Annotated in this window: 17 protein-coding genes; 8 read left to right on the forward strand and 9 right to left on the reverse strand. The window is 67.2% G+C overall.

Features of this window, described 5'->3' with window-relative positions; genetic code table 11:
• Positions 1 to 56: 56 nt before the first annotated feature.
• Complete coding sequence (locus tag AC1C2S_RS08315; RefSeq protein WP_495352047.1) at positions 57 to 1,010, forward strand: CPBP family intramembrane glutamic endopeptidase; 954 nt, start codon at positions 57 to 59, stop codon at positions 1,008 to 1,010.
• A complete protein-coding gene (locus tag AC1C2S_RS08320) occupies positions 991 to 1,314 on the forward strand; it encodes a helix-turn-helix domain-containing protein (RefSeq protein ID WP_495352048.1) in 324 nt (107 codons plus the stop codon). The genes AC1C2S_RS08315 and AC1C2S_RS08320 overlap by 20 nt, the downstream gene beginning before the upstream one ends.
• A 2-nt stretch (positions 1,315 to 1,316) precedes the next feature.
• Here AC1C2S_RS08320 and AC1C2S_RS08325 read toward each other — a convergent pair whose 3' ends face one another.
• Entirely contained in the window at positions 1,317 to 2,075 is a 759-nt protein-coding gene (locus AC1C2S_RS08325; protein WP_495352049.1) for a MerR family transcriptional regulator, read from the reverse strand.
• Between the two features lie 388 nt (positions 2,076 to 2,463).
• Between AC1C2S_RS08325 and AC1C2S_RS08330 the strand changes: the two genes are divergently transcribed.
• Positions 2,464 to 3,183, forward strand: coding sequence for an alpha/beta fold hydrolase (locus tag AC1C2S_RS08330; protein WP_495352050.1), 720 nt, complete (start codon positions 2,464 to 2,466; stop codon positions 3,181 to 3,183).
• Between the two features lie 328 nt (positions 3,184 to 3,511).
• Here the strand turns inward: AC1C2S_RS08330 and AC1C2S_RS08335 are convergent, their stop codons facing one another.
• Positions 3,512 to 4,537, reverse strand: coding sequence for a LysR family transcriptional regulator (locus tag AC1C2S_RS08335; protein WP_495352051.1), 1,026 nt, complete (start codon positions 4,535 to 4,537; stop codon positions 3,512 to 3,514).
• A 220-nt stretch (positions 4,538 to 4,757) separates the two neighbouring features.
• Here AC1C2S_RS08335 and AC1C2S_RS08340 point away from each other — a divergent pair, with 220 nt between their 5' ends.
• The 4 genes from AC1C2S_RS08340 to AC1C2S_RS08355 are packed head-to-tail and all read left to right on the forward strand — an operon-like array spanning position 4,758 to position 7,091.
• Positions 4,758 to 5,123, forward strand: coding sequence for a PadR family transcriptional regulator (locus tag AC1C2S_RS08340; RefSeq protein ID WP_495352052.1), 366 nt, complete (start codon positions 4,758 to 4,760; stop codon positions 5,121 to 5,123).
• Between the two features lie 2 nt (positions 5,124 to 5,125).
• Positions 5,126 to 5,500 carry a DUF1048 domain-containing protein gene (locus AC1C2S_RS08345; RefSeq protein WP_495352053.1) on the forward strand — a complete coding sequence of 125 codons (375 nt, stop codon included), beginning with the start codon at positions 5,126 to 5,128 and terminating at the stop codon, positions 5,498 to 5,500.
• On the forward strand, positions 5,497 to 6,330 hold the full coding sequence (locus AC1C2S_RS08350) for an ABC transporter ATP-binding protein (RefSeq protein WP_495352054.1): 834 nt from the start codon (positions 5,497 to 5,499) through the stop codon (positions 6,328 to 6,330). Before AC1C2S_RS08345 ends, AC1C2S_RS08350 begins: the two co-directional genes overlap by 4 nt.
• Positions 6,327 to 7,091, forward strand: a complete 765-nt coding sequence (locus AC1C2S_RS08355) for an ABC transporter permease (protein ID WP_495352055.1) — start codon at positions 6,327 to 6,329, stop codon at positions 7,089 to 7,091. Before AC1C2S_RS08350 ends, AC1C2S_RS08355 begins: the two co-directional genes overlap by 4 nt.
• Before the next feature lie 140 nt (positions 7,092 to 7,231).
• Here the strand turns inward: AC1C2S_RS08355 and AC1C2S_RS08360 are convergent, their stop codons facing one another.
• The 7 genes from AC1C2S_RS08360 to AC1C2S_RS08390 all read right to left on the reverse strand — a co-directional run bounded on the left by AC1C2S_RS08360 (position 7,232) and on the right by AC1C2S_RS08390 (position 11,777).
• On the reverse strand, positions 7,232 to 8,104 hold the full coding sequence (locus AC1C2S_RS08360) for an alpha/beta hydrolase (RefSeq protein WP_495352056.1): 873 nt from the start codon (positions 8,102 to 8,104) through the stop codon (positions 7,232 to 7,234).
• Between the two features lie 96 nt (positions 8,105 to 8,200).
• On the reverse strand, positions 8,201 to 8,995 hold the full coding sequence (locus AC1C2S_RS08365; protein ID WP_495352057.1) for an oxidoreductase: 795 nt from the start codon (positions 8,993 to 8,995) through the stop codon (positions 8,201 to 8,203).
• Between the two features lie 46 nt (positions 8,996 to 9,041).
• Complete coding sequence (locus AC1C2S_RS08370) at positions 9,042 to 9,854, reverse strand: helix-turn-helix domain-containing protein (protein ID WP_495352058.1); 813 nt, start codon at positions 9,852 to 9,854, stop codon at positions 9,042 to 9,044.
• A 68-nt stretch (positions 9,855 to 9,922) separates the two neighbouring features.
• Positions 9,923 to 10,363: an iron chaperone gene (locus AC1C2S_RS08375; RefSeq protein ID WP_495352059.1), complete on the reverse strand. Its 441-nt coding sequence runs from the start codon at positions 10,361 to 10,363 to the stop codon at positions 9,923 to 9,925.
• Between the two features lie 111 nt (positions 10,364 to 10,474).
• Complete coding sequence (locus AC1C2S_RS08380) at positions 10,475 to 11,008, reverse strand: hypothetical protein (protein ID WP_495352060.1); 534 nt, start codon at positions 11,006 to 11,008, stop codon at positions 10,475 to 10,477.
• Entirely contained in the window at positions 11,005 to 11,232 is a 228-nt protein-coding gene (locus AC1C2S_RS08385) for a hypothetical protein (RefSeq protein ID WP_495352061.1), read from the reverse strand. Before AC1C2S_RS08385 ends, AC1C2S_RS08380 begins: the two co-directional genes overlap by 4 nt.
• A gap of 20 nt (positions 11,233 to 11,252) precedes the next feature.
• Complete coding sequence (locus tag AC1C2S_RS08390) at positions 11,253 to 11,777, reverse strand: VOC family protein (RefSeq protein ID WP_495352062.1); 525 nt, start codon at positions 11,775 to 11,777, stop codon at positions 11,253 to 11,255.
• A 173-nt stretch (positions 11,778 to 11,950) separates the two neighbouring features.
• Between AC1C2S_RS08390 and AC1C2S_RS08395 the strand changes: the two genes are divergently transcribed.
• Positions 11,951 to 14,725, forward strand: coding sequence for a helix-turn-helix transcriptional regulator (locus AC1C2S_RS08395; RefSeq protein WP_495352063.1), 2,775 nt, complete (start codon positions 11,951 to 11,953; stop codon positions 14,723 to 14,725).
• Positions 14,726 to 14,733 lie beyond the last annotated feature (8 nt).

A 14,733-nucleotide genomic window follows, 5' to 3' on the forward strand; every position in this document is an offset into this window, starting at 1 on the left:
GATCACCTTGCGCCTGCCGCCGATCGCATCGGGCGATTCGAAAGGAACTAATACCCGTGAACCACCGCACGAACATCATTCCGCCCGAGGTCGAGTACCACCGCGTGCTCGCCGGGGAGAAGCGCCGGATCGGTCGCGGCATCCTCGCGATCGTCCTCCTGATCGGCGGAATGTTCTTCTTCAACATCCTCTTCACCGCCGCTGCGACGCTGCTGAATGGGCCGATCCCCGCCGACGGTAGCGTGGCCTATACCCCCCTGTTCCACGCGGCAGGCCTAGCCGCCGTCGCGATGCTCATCCCGTGGAGCATGCTCATCCAGCGCTGGCTCTACGGAGTGAAGGGCGCATCGTTGCACTCGGTGATCTCGCGCTTCCGGTTCGACATCTTCGGACGGGCGCTGCTCTTCATCGTTCCCGCGTGGACCGTTGTCACGGCTGTCCTGTACTGGGCGCCGCTACCCGAGACCACCTTGAGCCAAACGGATGTGGTCTGGTTCCTCGTTGCCACACTGCTGCTCACACCGCTCCAGGGTGCCGGCGAAGAGTACGGATTCCGTGGGCTGATCCTCCGCGTCGCTGGCGGGTGGGCGCGTGGCGCACGGGCCGGCATCGTCGTCGCCATCGTCGTTTCGAGCGTACTGTTCGCTTTCGTTCACTTCTCGACCGACCTGTTGCTGAACGTCCACTACCTCTTCTTCGCCGTCGGGACGGCGTTGGTCACCTGGCGCACCGGCGGCATCGAGATCGCGGTGGTGCTGCATGCGGGGTTCAACACCTTGGGCTTCCTGTTCGACGCTGCGCTTCACGTCGACGTCATCGCCGCGTACGATCGCTCGGCGGGCGTCGGGACGTGGACGACGCTGCTGCCCGCCGTGGTGATCGTCCTCACGACCGTGGTGGTGTGGGTGCGCACCCGGCGCACCGGACCTGCACGGACACCGAACAACGCCGGGTCGAGCGTCGAGGCAGGGGGAGCAGGAGGCCGGTCGGATGCCGTGGAGTACTCGTGAACTGGCGGACCTTGCTGGGACCACTGTCAACACGGTGCGGCACTATCACCGGCTCGGCGTTCTCGACGAACCCGAGAGGGCGCCCAACGGGTACAAGCAGTACGGAAGAAGTCACCTGCTGCAGTTGCTCCATGTTCGTCGGATGCGGGACCGTGGCGTCCCTGCCGCGGCGATCCGCCGAGAAGATGATCTTCACAGCGAGCAGGAGATGCTTCGTTTGATCGATGCGGACTTGTCGGCGAGCATCACGAGGCTTCAGCTCGCCCGGGCCGAGATCAGGGTGATGCTCTCCGTCTTCGAGTAGGGTCAACCCGCGTTGATGATCTCGTTCGCGTCGTGCGTCGCCCGCGCAACGTCGCGCGCGACGTTGTATGCACGATGGAGAACGTCCAGCTGCGCGGGGTTGTACAGCTCTTCTGCAACTTCGACCGAGGTCTGCGAGGTCGTGTGGTGGCTGTTCGGCAGGTGTGTGACCGGGGGTTCCAACCGCCGATGGTCGACAAGATGCTGCGCGAGCTTCGTCGCAAGCCAATTCACCAGGTGGCGCCGAGTTTCTTCATCCGCGTCGTGACGTAAGCGATCGAGTTCAGCACCGAGGTTGTCAGCGTCGGCTTCGGCGATCTTCCGCATGTCGGCCAACGCGGCCGGATCGTACAGCTGCGTGTGGGTGTGGGCTTGCGAACTGTCGGTCTTCGACGATCGGGATGCGACGGACTCGAAGCCGGCGGAGACACCCGCAGAGACGTTGTCTCGCAGGATGCCTGCGATGTCGGCTCGGGCATTCCCCAAACGTTCGATGATCTCTTGCAGTTCGGAGTCGAGATCCTGAAACGTCTTCGACGTGCCTTCCGTGCAGACGCCCACGTCATCGATCTGCGACAAGGGAACGCCGAGATCTGCGAGGCGCCGGATTCGAAGAAGACTCACGAGGTGCTGATGCTCGTACTGCTTGTACCCGTTGTACCGGCGCTCCGGCTCTTCAAGAAGTCCGATTCGATGGTAGTGACGGATAGTGTTCACTGTCGTACCCGCCAGTTCGGCTACTTCGCGTGTACTCCACGGCATGTCACACGTCCTCTCAGCGTTTCGGAGCGCATGCCAGCCCCAACGCACGTCCGACTGCGCGTATTCCGCCTCCCTACGGACGGCGAGGCAAGGCGGCGTAGCACGTCGTCCAGTGCCGTGATAGCGCATTCAGCGGTTCGGTGATAGCGCATTAAGTGCCGACTTGTGTGGCGCGATCGAGGTGCGGGACGCTTCAGCTCAAACACCAGCCCGCACGGATGGAGTCACGTTGCCGAAATCACACGCAGTCCCTCGATCAGGCGTCAGCCGCAGAGCTCTACTCGCCGGCGCTGTTGCGGCACCGGTCGCCGCCATGGCCGGCCAGGGCGAGCTTCCCGCGTCTGCGGAGTCGGCCGATGCCGCAACGCCCGGAGCAGCGTCGCGATACGTGCTCGTTCACGGTTCCTGGCACGACGGCTCGATGTGGAAACCCGTCGCCGATGAACTGCGCAAGGCCGGGCACCGGGTTCTCACACCGACGGTCGCCGGCCATGGGAAGGACGGAGACAAGACCGCCTCTCACGCGGACGCAGTCAACTCGGTCGTCGATCAGATCGTCGCGGCCGGTCTTTCGGACATCGTGCTCCTCGGCCACAGCTACGGCGGCACGGTCATCGCTCGCGTCTATGAGGAGATTCCGGACCGCATCCGCCGCCTGGTCTTCTGGAATGCGTTCGTGTCGGCGCCGGGCAGCTCTCTGCTGGACGAGGCGCCGCCGCACTATCGAGAGCTGTTCGCGCAACTCGCTGCGGCCTCACCTGACAACACGGTCAGTCTGCCCTTCTCGATCTGGCGCGAGAACTTCATTCAGGACGCGACACTCGAATTCGCCCAGTCGACGTTCGCGCTGTTGTCCTCGGAGCCCTACGGGCCTCTGGCCGAGAAGCTGCCGCTCGATCGCTTCTACGCCACGCTGTCGCAGGTGGGTCGCAGCTTCATCAACGGCACGGAAGACACGGCCCTTCCTCCGGGTGAGTGGGGGTGGCATCCTCGCATGTCCGATCGGCTCATGGGCCCGCGCTTCGTCCAGCTCCCGGGCAGCCATGAAGTGATGCTCACCAACCCCGCCCTGCTGGCTCGGAAGATCATCGAAGCCGGGCGGGACTGAAGGCGCCGCGGTCGAGGCGTACCTGACCGGCCACTGGCCCGACGTCGATTGAAGGCCGGCCGACCGGCTTCGTCGTTCCTCTAGCCGCGCGCCGACATCGCGCGTACCGTCGAGCCATGGCGAAGCTCATCGAGAACCTGGCGGAATCGGTGCCCGCGTGGGGCGCGAAGGTGGCATACGGCGAGAAGTCCACGATCGACGGTCGGGAGTTCGTGCCGGTCGCACTCGTGGCCTTCGGCTTCGGCGGGGGCGAGGGCTCCGGCGACATGCCGGCATCCGAGAAGACCCCGGCCGGACGGGGCGAGGGAAGCGGTGGCGGTGGCGGTGGCTACTCGGTGCCGATCGGGGCGTACATCGGCGGCCCCGACGGTCTGAAGTTCCGTCCCAATACGATCGCCCTCGCCGTGGTCGCAGTGCCGTTGGTGTCCGCGCTCGGCGCGGCGCTGGCCGTCATCATCGGCGCGGCCCGGTTCGTCAACCGTCGCTGACTGCGTAGCGTTGCGTCGACGAACTCCCGCATGATCTGCGTGACTCGTTCGCGCTGCCGGATGAGGGCCCAACGCACGGGGTCCGCGTCGCTGAACGGCACGTAGGCGACACCGGGTCGCGGGTAGTAGCGGCGCCCCTCGTCGGGAACCGGGCAGACCACCTCACCTGCCGCGACGAGCGCCAGGACTTCCTGGAACGTTGACACCTGGTGCGCACGCCTGACGGCGCGGCCCGACGGCGTCGTGAACGGCACGACCGCCGAGAGCCATGCCGCAGGCCCCACGACATCGGGCACGACGAGGTCGCCGAGTGCTTCGAGCTCGATCGATGAGCGACGGGCCAGTGGATGCCGCGACGACACCATCAGGTTGAGCGGCTCTTCACGCAGCACGCACGCCACGGCGAGGTCGGGCTCATCGACCGGAAGCCACGCGGTCACCAAATCGACCTCACCGCGGCGGAGCAAGTCGAATGGGTCGGTGAAGTACACCTCCCGATACCGCACATCGGCGAGCGGGTGCGACGCACGGAACGCCTCCAACACGGGTTCGAGGTCGTGCGCCTGCGCTCCCTGGACTCCGATCGTCAAGGTCTCGGCCGATTGCCGGGCGGCCGTCGTGGCATCCGCAATGGAGCGTCGGATGCCGTCGTAGGCCGGTTTCAAGCCCGCCCGGAGCACCTCGCCCACGTGGGTGAGCTCGACGCGGCGGCTCGAGCGCGCGAACAGCGGCGCACCGATCGCGATCTCCTGCGAACGGATCGCGTGGCTCACGCGTGATACCGAGACGTGCAGGCGCTCGGCGGTGCGGCCGAAGTGCAGTTCGTCGGCGAGGGTGAGGAAGATCTCGACGTCCCGCAGCTCCATTGCTCTTCCTCCGACGTGAACGCACAGGTCAACGATCGTATCCCGATCGAGCGTTGATCCGGACTCCCCGCGGCTTCAGGCTGGGAACCGGTGGAAGAACCGGACTCTTCTTTTGCTACCTAGTGTTGCTATTTACCGGTACTCATGGTTACTATGTACCAGTAGTCATCATCACCGAGTACTAGTACTCACCAACACCGAGTAGAGAGAGGGGGGTTCCATGGGCAAGCAGATGACCGAGATGCTCAAGGGCACGCTCGAGGGCATCGTTCTCGCGATCCTGACGGTACAACCGGCACACGGTGCCGAGATCACCACCCGGCTGCGAGAACAGGGCTTCTCCGACATCGTCGAGGGCACCGTCTACGCCCTGCTGATCAGGATCGAGCAGCGAGGCTTCGTCGACGTCGAGAAGGTCCCGTCGGAGAAGGGACCGCCGCGCAAGGTCTACACGCTCAACGCACTGGGCGGCGAGTACCTCGAAGAATTCTGGGGAACCTGGAGCTTCCTCGCAGAACGTATCGAACAGCTCCGCCACCGCATCGAATCGCAGCAGCACGAAGCAGACGAAGAAGGAGTGAAGTGACCATGGCGAGCAAATGGATCGAGACCCTCACGGGATCACTGGAGCAGAAGAAGCAGTACCGGCAGTACAAGGCCCGCATCGCGGCCCTGCCGGAGCCGTACCTCACGGCCGCGAATGCCTTCGAACGGTACCTCATGTACAACGGCGGCATCACCGACGGCGACGCCACGGTCATGATGACGATGCTCGGCGACTTCGCCGATCTGTGGGAACGTGCCGCCGCCGATGAGACGCCCGTCAGCGCGATCGTCGGCGACGATCCGGTCGGCTTCGCCGAGGCATTCAGCGAGGCCTATGTCGGCAAGCGCTGGGTCGACAAGGAGCGCAATCGCCTCACGGGGACGATCGAGAGCATCGAACGAGAGGAGCAGAAATGACCACCCAACAGGTCCAGGCACCCGCGATCCGGGTGCAGGGCATCGAGAAATCATTCAAAGACCTGCACGTGCTGCGGGGCGTCGACTTCGACGTGAAGGCGGGCAGCATCTTCGCGCTGCTCGGCTCGAACGGCGCAGGCAAGACCACACTGGTGCGCATCCTGTCGACGCTCTTGAAGGCCGACGCGGGTACCGCGACGGTATACGGCTTCGATGTCGCGACGAACGCCGGCGACGTGCGCGAGTCGATCAGCCTGACCGGCCAGTTCGCCGCGATCGACGAAGTACTCACCGGCCGGGAGAACCTCGTGCTGATCGCGAAGCTTCGTCACATGAAGAACCCGGGTGGCATCGCCGACGAGCTGCTCGCCCGCTTCTCTCTCACGGAAGCCGCCGGCCGCAAGGCGGGTACCTACTCGGGTGGCATGCGCCGCCGGCTCGACATCTCGATGAGCCTGATCGGCAACCCGCCGATCATCTTCCTCGATGAGCCCACCACCGGTCTCGATCCGCAGGCGCGCATCGAGGTGTGGCAGACGATCAAGCAACTCGCCAAGAGCGGCACGACCGTGCTGCTGACCACGCAGTACCTCGACGAGGCCGAGCAGCTCGCCGACCGCATCGCGATCCTGCACAAGGGCACGATCATCCAGAACGGCACCCTCGCCGAACTCAAGCAACTCCTCCCGGCCGCCCAGGTCGAGTACGTCGAGAAGCAGCCCTCCCTCGAGGACGTGTTCCTCGCACTCGTCGGCGAAACCGGCGAGATCGACAGCGCCGACGACGGCCGCACCGACGGTGCAGTCGCGGCAGGAAAGGAACAACGATGACCAGCCACGTCCTCAGCGACACCCGGGTGCTCACCGGCCGCTCGCTGACGCACATCCTCCGCAGCCCAGACACGATCATCACCACCGCGGTCACTCCGATCGCGTTGATGCTCCTCTTCGTGTACGTGCTCGGCGGCGCGATCAACACCGGGTCCGACGAGTCCTACATCAACTACATGCTCCCCGGCATCCTGCTGATCACGGTCGCGTCGGGCATCGCGTATACCGCGTACCGGCTGTTCCTCGACATGCAGGGCGGCATCTTCGAACGCTTCCAGTCCATGCCGATCTCGAGGTCCAGCGTGCTCTGGGGGCACGTCCTCACGTCCCTGATCTCGAACCTCATCTCGGTCGCGATCGTCATCGGCGTCGCGTTCATCATGGGGTTCCGCACCGGGGCATCCGTGGGCGCCTGGCTCGCGGTCGTCGGCATCCTGGTTCTGTTCACCCTCGCCCTGACCTGGCTCGCCGTGATCGCCGGGCTCTCGGCGAAGACCGTCGACGGTGCGAGCGCGTTCAGCTACCCGCTGATCTTCCTGCCGTTCATCAGCTCGGCGTTCGTGCCCACCGACACGATGCCCGGCCCCGTGGCCTGGTTCGCCGAGAACCAGCCCGTGACCTCCATCGTGAACACCATCCGGGCACTGTTCGCCCAAGAGCCCGTCGGCAGCGAGATCTGGATCGCCCTCGCGTGGCTCGTCGGCATCCTCGCCGTCGCCTACGCGTTCGCGGTCGCCATCTACCGGCGCAAGCTGAGCTGAGGGCCGAGCGCGACCTGCAGAATGCACGACCCGCGCACCGCACAACGAACGCCGCCCGCTCCCCCACAGGGGGCGGGCGGCGTTCGTGTCAGTCGTAGTAGCCGTCGAAGACGGCGCTCACGATCGTCATCTCCCCCTTGTCACCCTCCTTGGCGAGCCGATGACTCCGCACTCGCGGCCGCCGCCGGCTCGTCGGACGCGCCGGCGGCGCCTGCGTCGAGCTGCTTCGAGGCGAGCCATTCGAGCGTGACGTCCGCGACATCCCGCCAGCCCTGGTCGATCGTGAGCGAGTGCCCGCGGCCCTCGAATTCGCGATACTCGGTCGTGGACGACGCGTTGTCGGCGTACATGCCGAGCACCTCGAGAGTCACCGCTTTCGGAACGGTGTGATCCTCGGTGCCCGAGACCAGGAGCAACGGTCCGCGCACGGCGGTGTGGGTGTCGATAGCGGCGGGTGAGTTGCGGCTGAAGTTGGCCGTCGCGTCCTCGAACAGCGGGCGACCGGGGCCGGGAATCGTCCATGCCTCGTGGAGCGCGTCGGACTCATCGGCCGTGAGCGCGTTGCCGAAACCGTAGCGGAACTGCTTCGCGGTGAGCGAGACCGTGCGTCGCTTGTTCCCGGGATTGCCGAGCACTGGGAATCCAGAGCGCAGCTGAGAGAACGGCAGCGTCTTCACTCCCTTGATGGGAGCCGGGTCGATGGCGACTCCTGCGATCGCCAGATCGTTCGCGAGCAGTTCCTGTGCGATGAGTCCGCCGAACGAGTGCCCGATGACGATCGGCTTCGACTCGAGCGTGTCGATGTAGTCGGCGTAGTGGTGGCAGATCTGCTCGATGCCGACGTCATCGAGGTCGTCGGCGTTGGCGCGGGTCGCTTCGACGGTGTCTGCGTCGCCCGGCCATCCCGGAGAGCTCGGTTCGTATCCGTTTGCGGCGAACAGTTCCAACCATGGCGCCCAGGCCGCGGAGTGGATCCAGAGACCGTGGATGAAGACGACGGGTGTTTTCGACATGATGAGACTCCTTGTTCTCGGGGGTTCGGCGGTTCGGGTGCTTGGTCTGGTCGGAGCCGGCTCGGTCTGGTCGGAGCCGGCTTGGTCTGGTCGGTGCTAGAGGTCTTTGCTGAGCCCGCCGTCGATGAGGAAGTCGGCACCGGTGACGTTGCCCGCTCGATTGCTGGCGAGGAGGAGCACGAGGTCGGCCACCTCTTCGGGTTCGGTGAAGCGTCCGGTCGAGAACCCGCCGCCCTCCGCGATGATGCGCTCTCTCGCCTCGCTCGATGAGACGCCGAGGCTCTTCGCGATGGTCGCTGCGACGCCGCTCTCTCCCAGCCAGAGCGGGGTCGAGACGGGTCCGGGGCTGATGGTGTTGAACCGCAGCCCGCGAGGGCCGTACTCCTTGGAGAGGGATTTGGAGAGGTTCCACACGGCGGCCTTCGTTGCCGAGTAGTCGATCACCCCGGGATCGGGTAGGAACGCATTGACCGACGCGATCGTGACCACGTTGCCCGCGCCGCGGTCGAGCAGGTACGGGATGGCGGCGCGGGTGGTTCGCACCGCGGCCATGAGCGTGAGGTTGAGCGTGCCCAGCCAGTCTTCGTCCGAGACGGCGAGGAAGCCGTCGGTGCGTGGCGTGACCGCTCCGACATTGTTGACGACGATGTCGAGGCCCCCGAAGTGTTCGCAGCGGGCGACGAGTTCAGCCGGTCCGGCGGCCGTGGAGAGGTCCACCGGCACGGCCATGACTTGGCCGCTGTCTGCGAGGGCGACGAGCTCGTCGGTGATCGTGCGGGCTCCCGCGATCACTCGTGCCCCTTCGGCGACGAGTGCCTGCGTGATCGCAATGCCGATTCCCTTGCTCGCGCCGGTCACGACGGCGACCTTGTCGGTCAGATCGAGGTCCATGGCCGCGACGCTAGTCCGATCGTCGCGGGGCTGCCTGTCCCCGCTACTACCCCCGAGCGGCGAGCGCAGCCATCGCTCGCGCCGTCGCAGTGCCCGGCTCGGCCTGGTACAGGAAGATCGTGTGCCCGTCGGTGCCGGACACCGGCAATCGTGCGTAGTGCACGATGAGCCGGCCGACTTCCGGATGCCGCAGCACATGGATGCCGTTGGTCGCGCGCACCACGTCGTTGCGTTCCCAGACCTCGCGGAAGAGATCGCTGCGCGTCGACAGTTCGGCGACGAATGCGTGCAGTCGCTCGTCATCACCGCGTTGGCCGAACATCGAGCGGAGCACGCCGATCGAGCGCGCGGTCAGCGCGTCCCAATCCTCATGCAGCGCTCGATCCGCGGGATCGGTGAGGAGGGACAGCAGATTGTTCGCGCCGACCCGATAGTTGGCGCTGATCGCGCGTGCGAGGGAGTTGCTCGCGAGAACGTCGATGTAGCGATTGTGCACGACGGCTGCGGTGAGCGGCCATGAATCGATGAGCCATTGCACCCACTCACCCACCACGTCCGCGCTGTGCGTCGGCTCCTGCAGGGGGCGCTGCGCGAGTTCATGCAGATAGGTGCTCGCGACGTCGTCGAGCAGGAGCGCGCGCGAGAGCGCATCGAGAACCTGGACGGACGGGTGCGCCTCCCGGCCCTGCTCGAGACGCACGTAGTACTCGGCGCTGATGCCGGCCAGGATCGCCACCTCTTCACGGCGCAAGCCGGCGACCCTTCGCCGCTCGTCGCCGACCGGAATCCCGACATCCTGGGGGCGCACGCGCGCTCGTCGCGCGCGGAGATAGTCCCCGAGACGGCTGCGACTTGCCATGGCCGAGTGTATCGGGATGGCGCAGTCAAAACGCGGTCATCTGGATGTCGCGGCGCTCGCGGCATCCTTCAGCTGACGGCCTTCCGGACGAGTTCGGTGACCTTCTTCTCGACGGCCGGAGTCCAATTGCGGACCGCGAAGGCGGCGCCCCAGATATCACCGTCGTCGAGGTTGGCAGTGTCTTGGAACCCGATGGTCGCGTAGCGCGTCTTGAACTTCTTGGCCGCCTGGATGAAGACGACGATCTTGCCGTCCGCGTCCGCGAAACCGGGCATGCCGTAATAGGTCTTGGGTACGAGGTCTGGCGCGACCTCGGAGACGACGCGGTAGAGCCCTTCGGCGAGCACCTTGTCTTCAGGTTCCATTTCGGCGATGGCCTCCCGGACCGCCTTCTCGCCGGCCGCGCGGTTCTTGCCGGCCTTCTCCTGCTCGCGGAGTTCCTTCGCGCGCTGCTTGACCGCGTCGCGTTCGTCTTTGCTCAGTCCTCCGGACTCGTCGGTCTTGGCCATCGTGGTCTTCTCCTTCGGGGAATCTCGTCGGTGACGCCGCGCGGACCGCCGCATCGATCTCAGGTTAGGCGGCGAGGCTCGTCACGCGCTTCTCCGTTCCTGCCCGATTCATCACTCCCAGTCATCCCATTCACCGAAGTCCTGGTACGCCGACGGACCGACGTACCCGATGCCGACCCCGGGGTTCCACAACGCCGCGGTCAGGGCGGAGGCGGTGAGGGCGTCGATCATCATGGAGTCCATCCACGCGCGCATCCAGTGCTCTGATGCACCGGCACCGAGGATCCGTGCCAGTCGGCCCGGTTCGCGGGCCTCCACTCGCGCCGCAGATCGCGCCAAGCTCGCCGGCCGGGCATCTGCCGGTCGATCGTCCGCTGCCGCCTCCGCGGTGAACCGCTCGAACAGCAGGTCGAGCTGCGTCGGGGTGAGTCGCTCGAACGCCTCGACGTGTGCGCGTTCGATCGCGGCGGTCGGTGCGGTACGGAGCATCCGCTCGTAGCGCTCGACGGCCTGGCGGTCCTCGCGCGAAGCCGGAACCGAAGCCGGAACCGGAACCGGCGCCGGCGCCGGCGCCGGCGACTCGGCCGGCTCGGTCTCAGGGTCGAGTTCCACCTTGCGGCCGAGGATCCGGTCGATGAGGCTCATCGTTCGTTCCTCTCTGTCGAAGCGCCGATCGGCGCATCGCCGGTCGACGTGATGCGGTACCCGGCCTCGGCGAGGGTGCGAGTCATGTGTTCCGCGTACCACTGCGGCCATTGCTCGTCGTACACGCCGCCGAGATTCTGCTCCTCGTGGACGCCGTGTGCCGTCGCGGCTCGCGTGAGCAGGTCGAGCAACAGCTCCGTCGTGGGATCGATTCCGGTCTCCATGTCTCTCTCCTCCACTGTCTTCAGCGCCCAGGCAGGCGTTCGACGATCTGCTGGAGCACCCACTCGTTGCCGTCGGGGTCGGCGAACGAGGCGAACGATGCGTAGCTGTCGTAGAGCGGGTGGGGCCCGCTGACCCGATTCGCCGTCCCGGCCCAGTGGAAGACGGTGTCGCGGTCGTGCCACACCTCCGTGATGTCGAGCCCGCGGTCGGCGAGGGCGGCGCGCGCCTCCGCGACATCCGTCACGATCAGGTGGAGTCCGCGGGTGGAGCCGGGAGCCGCATCCGTCAGGCCGGTGCCGAAGATCACCGAGGCGGATGATCCGGGCGGGGTGACTTGCACGACGCGCAGCCCCCGCTCGGTCGAGGCGTCGGCGTCGATTCGGAAGCCCAGCCCCTCGTAGAAAGTCTTCGCTCGGTCCACATCGGAGACGGGGATCACGACGATCTCCAACTTCAGTTCGAGTGCCCGGCCGTCCTGGCTCCGTGGTTCCTGGCTTCGTGATTCGTCGCCCGTGTTCGTGTTCGTGTTCGTGTTCGTGTTCATGTCGTTCCTCCGTGATCGGTGATCGGGCACCTGTTCGGCGCCGTGTGATCATGTTCATCCGGGAGTCCCGGGCTTCGCGCCCGGGTGATGCACGGGTCGGGCCCCCGGGTGCATGAACCGGGGACACCCGGGGGTGGTTCGCGGCTCGTGTAACCTCCGGACTGGAGGCTCACGTGACCAGGATCAGAGATTCGGACCTCCGCGGGAGGCAGCGCGAAAGCGGCGTGCTCGACCGCCTTCTGCGTGACGTGCGCGATGGCAGGAGTCAGGTGCTCGTGCTCCGGGGCGAGGCCGGCGTGGGCAAGACCGCGTTGCTCGAGTACATGGTCGCCGGCGCGTCCGGCATGCAGGTGATCCGGGCTTCGGGAGTCGAACTCGAGTCGGAGATCGCGTACTCGGGCCTGCAGCAGCTCTGCGCTCCGTTGATGAGGGGTATCGACACGCTGCCCGATCCGCAGCGCGATGCGCTCGCCACCGCATTCGGCCTGAGCGCCGGCCCGCCGCCGCAAGCACTGATCGTCGGCCTCGCGGTGCTCGGGCTGATGTCGGAGGCGGCCTCGCACCATCCGGTGGTCTGCATCGTCGACGATCTGCAATGGGTGGATCGCATGACCGAGGTCGTGCTCGGGTTCGTCGCGCGGCGGCTCGACGCCGATTCTGTCGCACTCGTCTTCGGGGTGAGGACTCCAGACGAGGAGCGGCCCGTCGTCGATCAGCCACTCCTCGTGGACCTGCCGGAGCTCCGCATCGGCGGACTCCACGACGCCGACGCTCGGGCGCTGCTCGATTCCGTGCTGAGCAGCCCCACCGAACCGCAGGTGCGCGACCGCATCATCGCCGAGGCTCGCGGGAACCCGCTCGCCCTCATCGAACTGCCGCGCGAACTCAGCGCCGCCGAACTCGTCTTCGGGTTCGGCGGCGGGAGTACGGTGTCGCTCACGAACCGGCTCGAGCATGGATTCGCTCGGCGGATCGCCGAATTGCCGCCGGAGGCCAGGCAAGTGCTGTTGACCGCCGCCGTCGAGCCGGTCGGCGATGTGACCCTGCTCTGGGCCGCCCTCGACCGTCTGGCGATCGCACCGGCATCCGCGGAACCGGCGGTGGCCGCAGGGCTCATCGAGCTCGGCACGCGCGTTCGGTTCCGGCATCCGCTCGTGCGCTCGGCGGCGTGGCGCTCGGCGCGGCCCGACGACGTGCGAGCTGTGCACCGGGCTCTCGCCGAGGTGATCGACCCTGACGTCGACGGAGATCGCCGCGCCTGGCACCGCGCGCACGCGACGGCCGTGCCCGACGAGGATGTCGCGGCAGAGCTCGAACGCTCGGCGATGCGCGCGCTCGCGCGCGGCGGGCGGTCGGCCGCTGCTGCGTTCCTCGAACGCGCCGCCGAGCTCACCCCCGAGCCGGCGCTGCGGGGCGCTCGATTGCTCGCTGCAGCGCAGGCGCGACTGGATGCCGGTGCGCCCACGCTCGTTCCAGGGATGCTCGCCACCGCTGAACTGTCGCCGCTCGACGCGGGCCAGCGGGCCGACGCCGCACGGATGCGTGCGCAGGCCGCGTTCGAGATCGACCCCGGGCGCGAGGCCTGCTCGTTGCTGCTCGCCGCGGCCGTGAGGCTCGAAGAACTCGACCCCGAGGCGGCTCGTCGCACGTACCTGACCGCGGTGGGTGCCGCGGCCCACGCCGGACGTCTCGGCGGCGACGCCCTTCAGCGTGCTGCCGAAGCCGCACGCGCGGTCGTTCCCGGCGACCGGCCGACGGACCTGCTGCTCGAAGGACTCGTGACGTGGGCGCTCGACGGGCCGGCGGATGCCGCGCCGAAGCTGCGTCGCGCGATCGACGCGCTCACCGCCAGGCAGGAACCTGCACTGCTCTGGCTCGCCGCTCCGGCTGCGCATGAGGTGTGGGATGACGCCGCGTGGTTCGAGCTGTCGGATCGGGCGTTGTCGTTCGCGCGGGCAAGCGGTGCGCTCTCACTGTTGCCGACCGCGCTGGCCTTCTCCGCGGGAACCCTCTCGTTCGCGGGGAGGTTCGCCGAGGCGGAGGACGCCCTCGCCGAGGCCGCCGTGATCGAACGTGCACGTGGCCTCGCGCCGCGCCCGTCGGGATCGCTTGCGCTCGCCGCGTACCGCGGGCGCGAAACGGAGGCGCTCGAGCTCATCGACGCCGTCATGGCCGCTGCCGAGGTGCGCGGCGAGGGCCGTCTCGTCGGCGGCGCCCTGTACGCGCGGGCGGTGCTCTGCAACGGGTTGGGGCACTACGCCGCGGCGTTCGAGGCGGCCCGCGAGGCCGTCGAGTATCCCGACCTCGGAGTGTTGAACTGGTCGCTCACCGAACTCGTCGAGGCCGCGGTCCATGCGGGCGAGCTCGAAGAGGCACGTGCAGCGCGAGATCGGCTCGCCGAGCGCACCGGAGTCGCGACGACCGACTGGGCCCGAGGTGCACAGGCGCTCGCGGACGCGCTCGTCGGCACAGGGGAATCAGGAGCGATCGACGCCCACTATCGCGAGGCGATCGAGCGGTTCTCTCGCACGGGACTCGCGGTGCAGCTCGCTCGCACGCGGCTGCTCTACGGCGAATGGTTGCGGCGGTCGAACCAGCGCGCCGACGGGCGCACCCAATTGCGCCTCGCACACGAGGCGTTCACGACGATGGGGGCCGACGGGTTCGCCGGGCGCGCGGCCCGAGAGCTCGTCGCCACCGGCGAGACGGTACGAAGGCATGCGGATGCCGCGGGGCCCGAGCTCACCGCGCAGGAGGCCCAGATTGCACGTCTGGCCGGGGCGGGCCAGACCAATCCCGAGATCGGATCGGTGCTCTACATCAGCCCGCGCACCGTCGAGTGGCATCTGAGCAAGGTGTTCACGAAACTCGGCGTCGGTTCCCGCCGCGAACTCGCGGCCGCGCTGCCGCCGAGGGGGACGCGCCCGGTCGCATCGGTGCGCGACTAGAGTCCGAG

Source organism: Agromyces sp. Y782, from assembly GCF_059445405.1.

Excerpts from the sequence above, each read along its gene's own strand:
- AC1C2S_RS08380 (WP_495352060.1), bottom strand. The coding sequence starts at position 11,008 with ATGAGCCTCATCGACCGGATCCTCGGCCGCAAGGTGGAACTCGACCCT.
- AC1C2S_RS08370 (WP_495352058.1), bottom strand. The coding sequence starts at position 9,854 with ATGGCAAGTCGCAGCCGTCTCGGGGACTATCTCCGCGCGCGACGAGCG.
- AC1C2S_RS08340 (WP_495352052.1), top strand. The coding sequence starts at position 4,758 with ATGGGCAAGCAGATGACCGAGATGCTCAAGGGCACGCTCGAGGGCATC.
- AC1C2S_RS08360 (WP_495352056.1), bottom strand. The coding sequence starts at position 8,104 with ATGTCGAAAACACCCGTCGTCTTCATCCACGGTCTCTGGATCCACTCC.
- AC1C2S_RS08350 (WP_495352054.1), top strand. The coding sequence starts at position 5,497 with ATGACCACCCAACAGGTCCAGGCACCCGCGATCCGGGTGCAGGGCATC.
- AC1C2S_RS08345 (WP_495352053.1), top strand. The coding sequence starts at position 5,126 with ATGGCGAGCAAATGGATCGAGACCCTCACGGGATCACTGGAGCAGAAG.
- AC1C2S_RS08375 (WP_495352059.1), bottom strand. The coding sequence starts at position 10,363 with ATGGCCAAGACCGACGAGTCCGGAGGACTGAGCAAAGACGAACGCGAC.
- AC1C2S_RS08365 (WP_495352057.1), bottom strand. The coding sequence starts at position 8,995 with ATGGACCTCGATCTGACCGACAAGGTCGCCGTCGTGACCGGCGCGAGC.
- AC1C2S_RS08335 (WP_495352051.1), bottom strand. The coding sequence starts at position 4,537 with ATGGAGCTGCGGGACGTCGAGATCTTCCTCACCCTCGCCGACGAACTG.
- AC1C2S_RS08320 (WP_495352048.1), top strand. The coding sequence starts at position 991 with ATGCCGTGGAGTACTCGTGAACTGGCGGACCTTGCTGGGACCACTGTC.
- AC1C2S_RS08385 (WP_495352061.1), bottom strand. The coding sequence starts at position 11,232 with ATGGAGACCGGAATCGATCCCACGACGGAGCTGTTGCTCGACCTGCTC.
- AC1C2S_RS08355 (WP_495352055.1), top strand. The coding sequence starts at position 6,327 with ATGACCAGCCACGTCCTCAGCGACACCCGGGTGCTCACCGGCCGCTCG.
- AC1C2S_RS08390 (WP_495352062.1), bottom strand. The coding sequence starts at position 11,777 with ATGAACACGAACACGAACACGAACACGAACACGGGCGACGAATCACGA.
- AC1C2S_RS08325 (WP_495352049.1), bottom strand. The coding sequence starts at position 2,075 with ATGCCGTGGAGTACACGCGAAGTAGCCGAACTGGCGGGTACGACAGTG.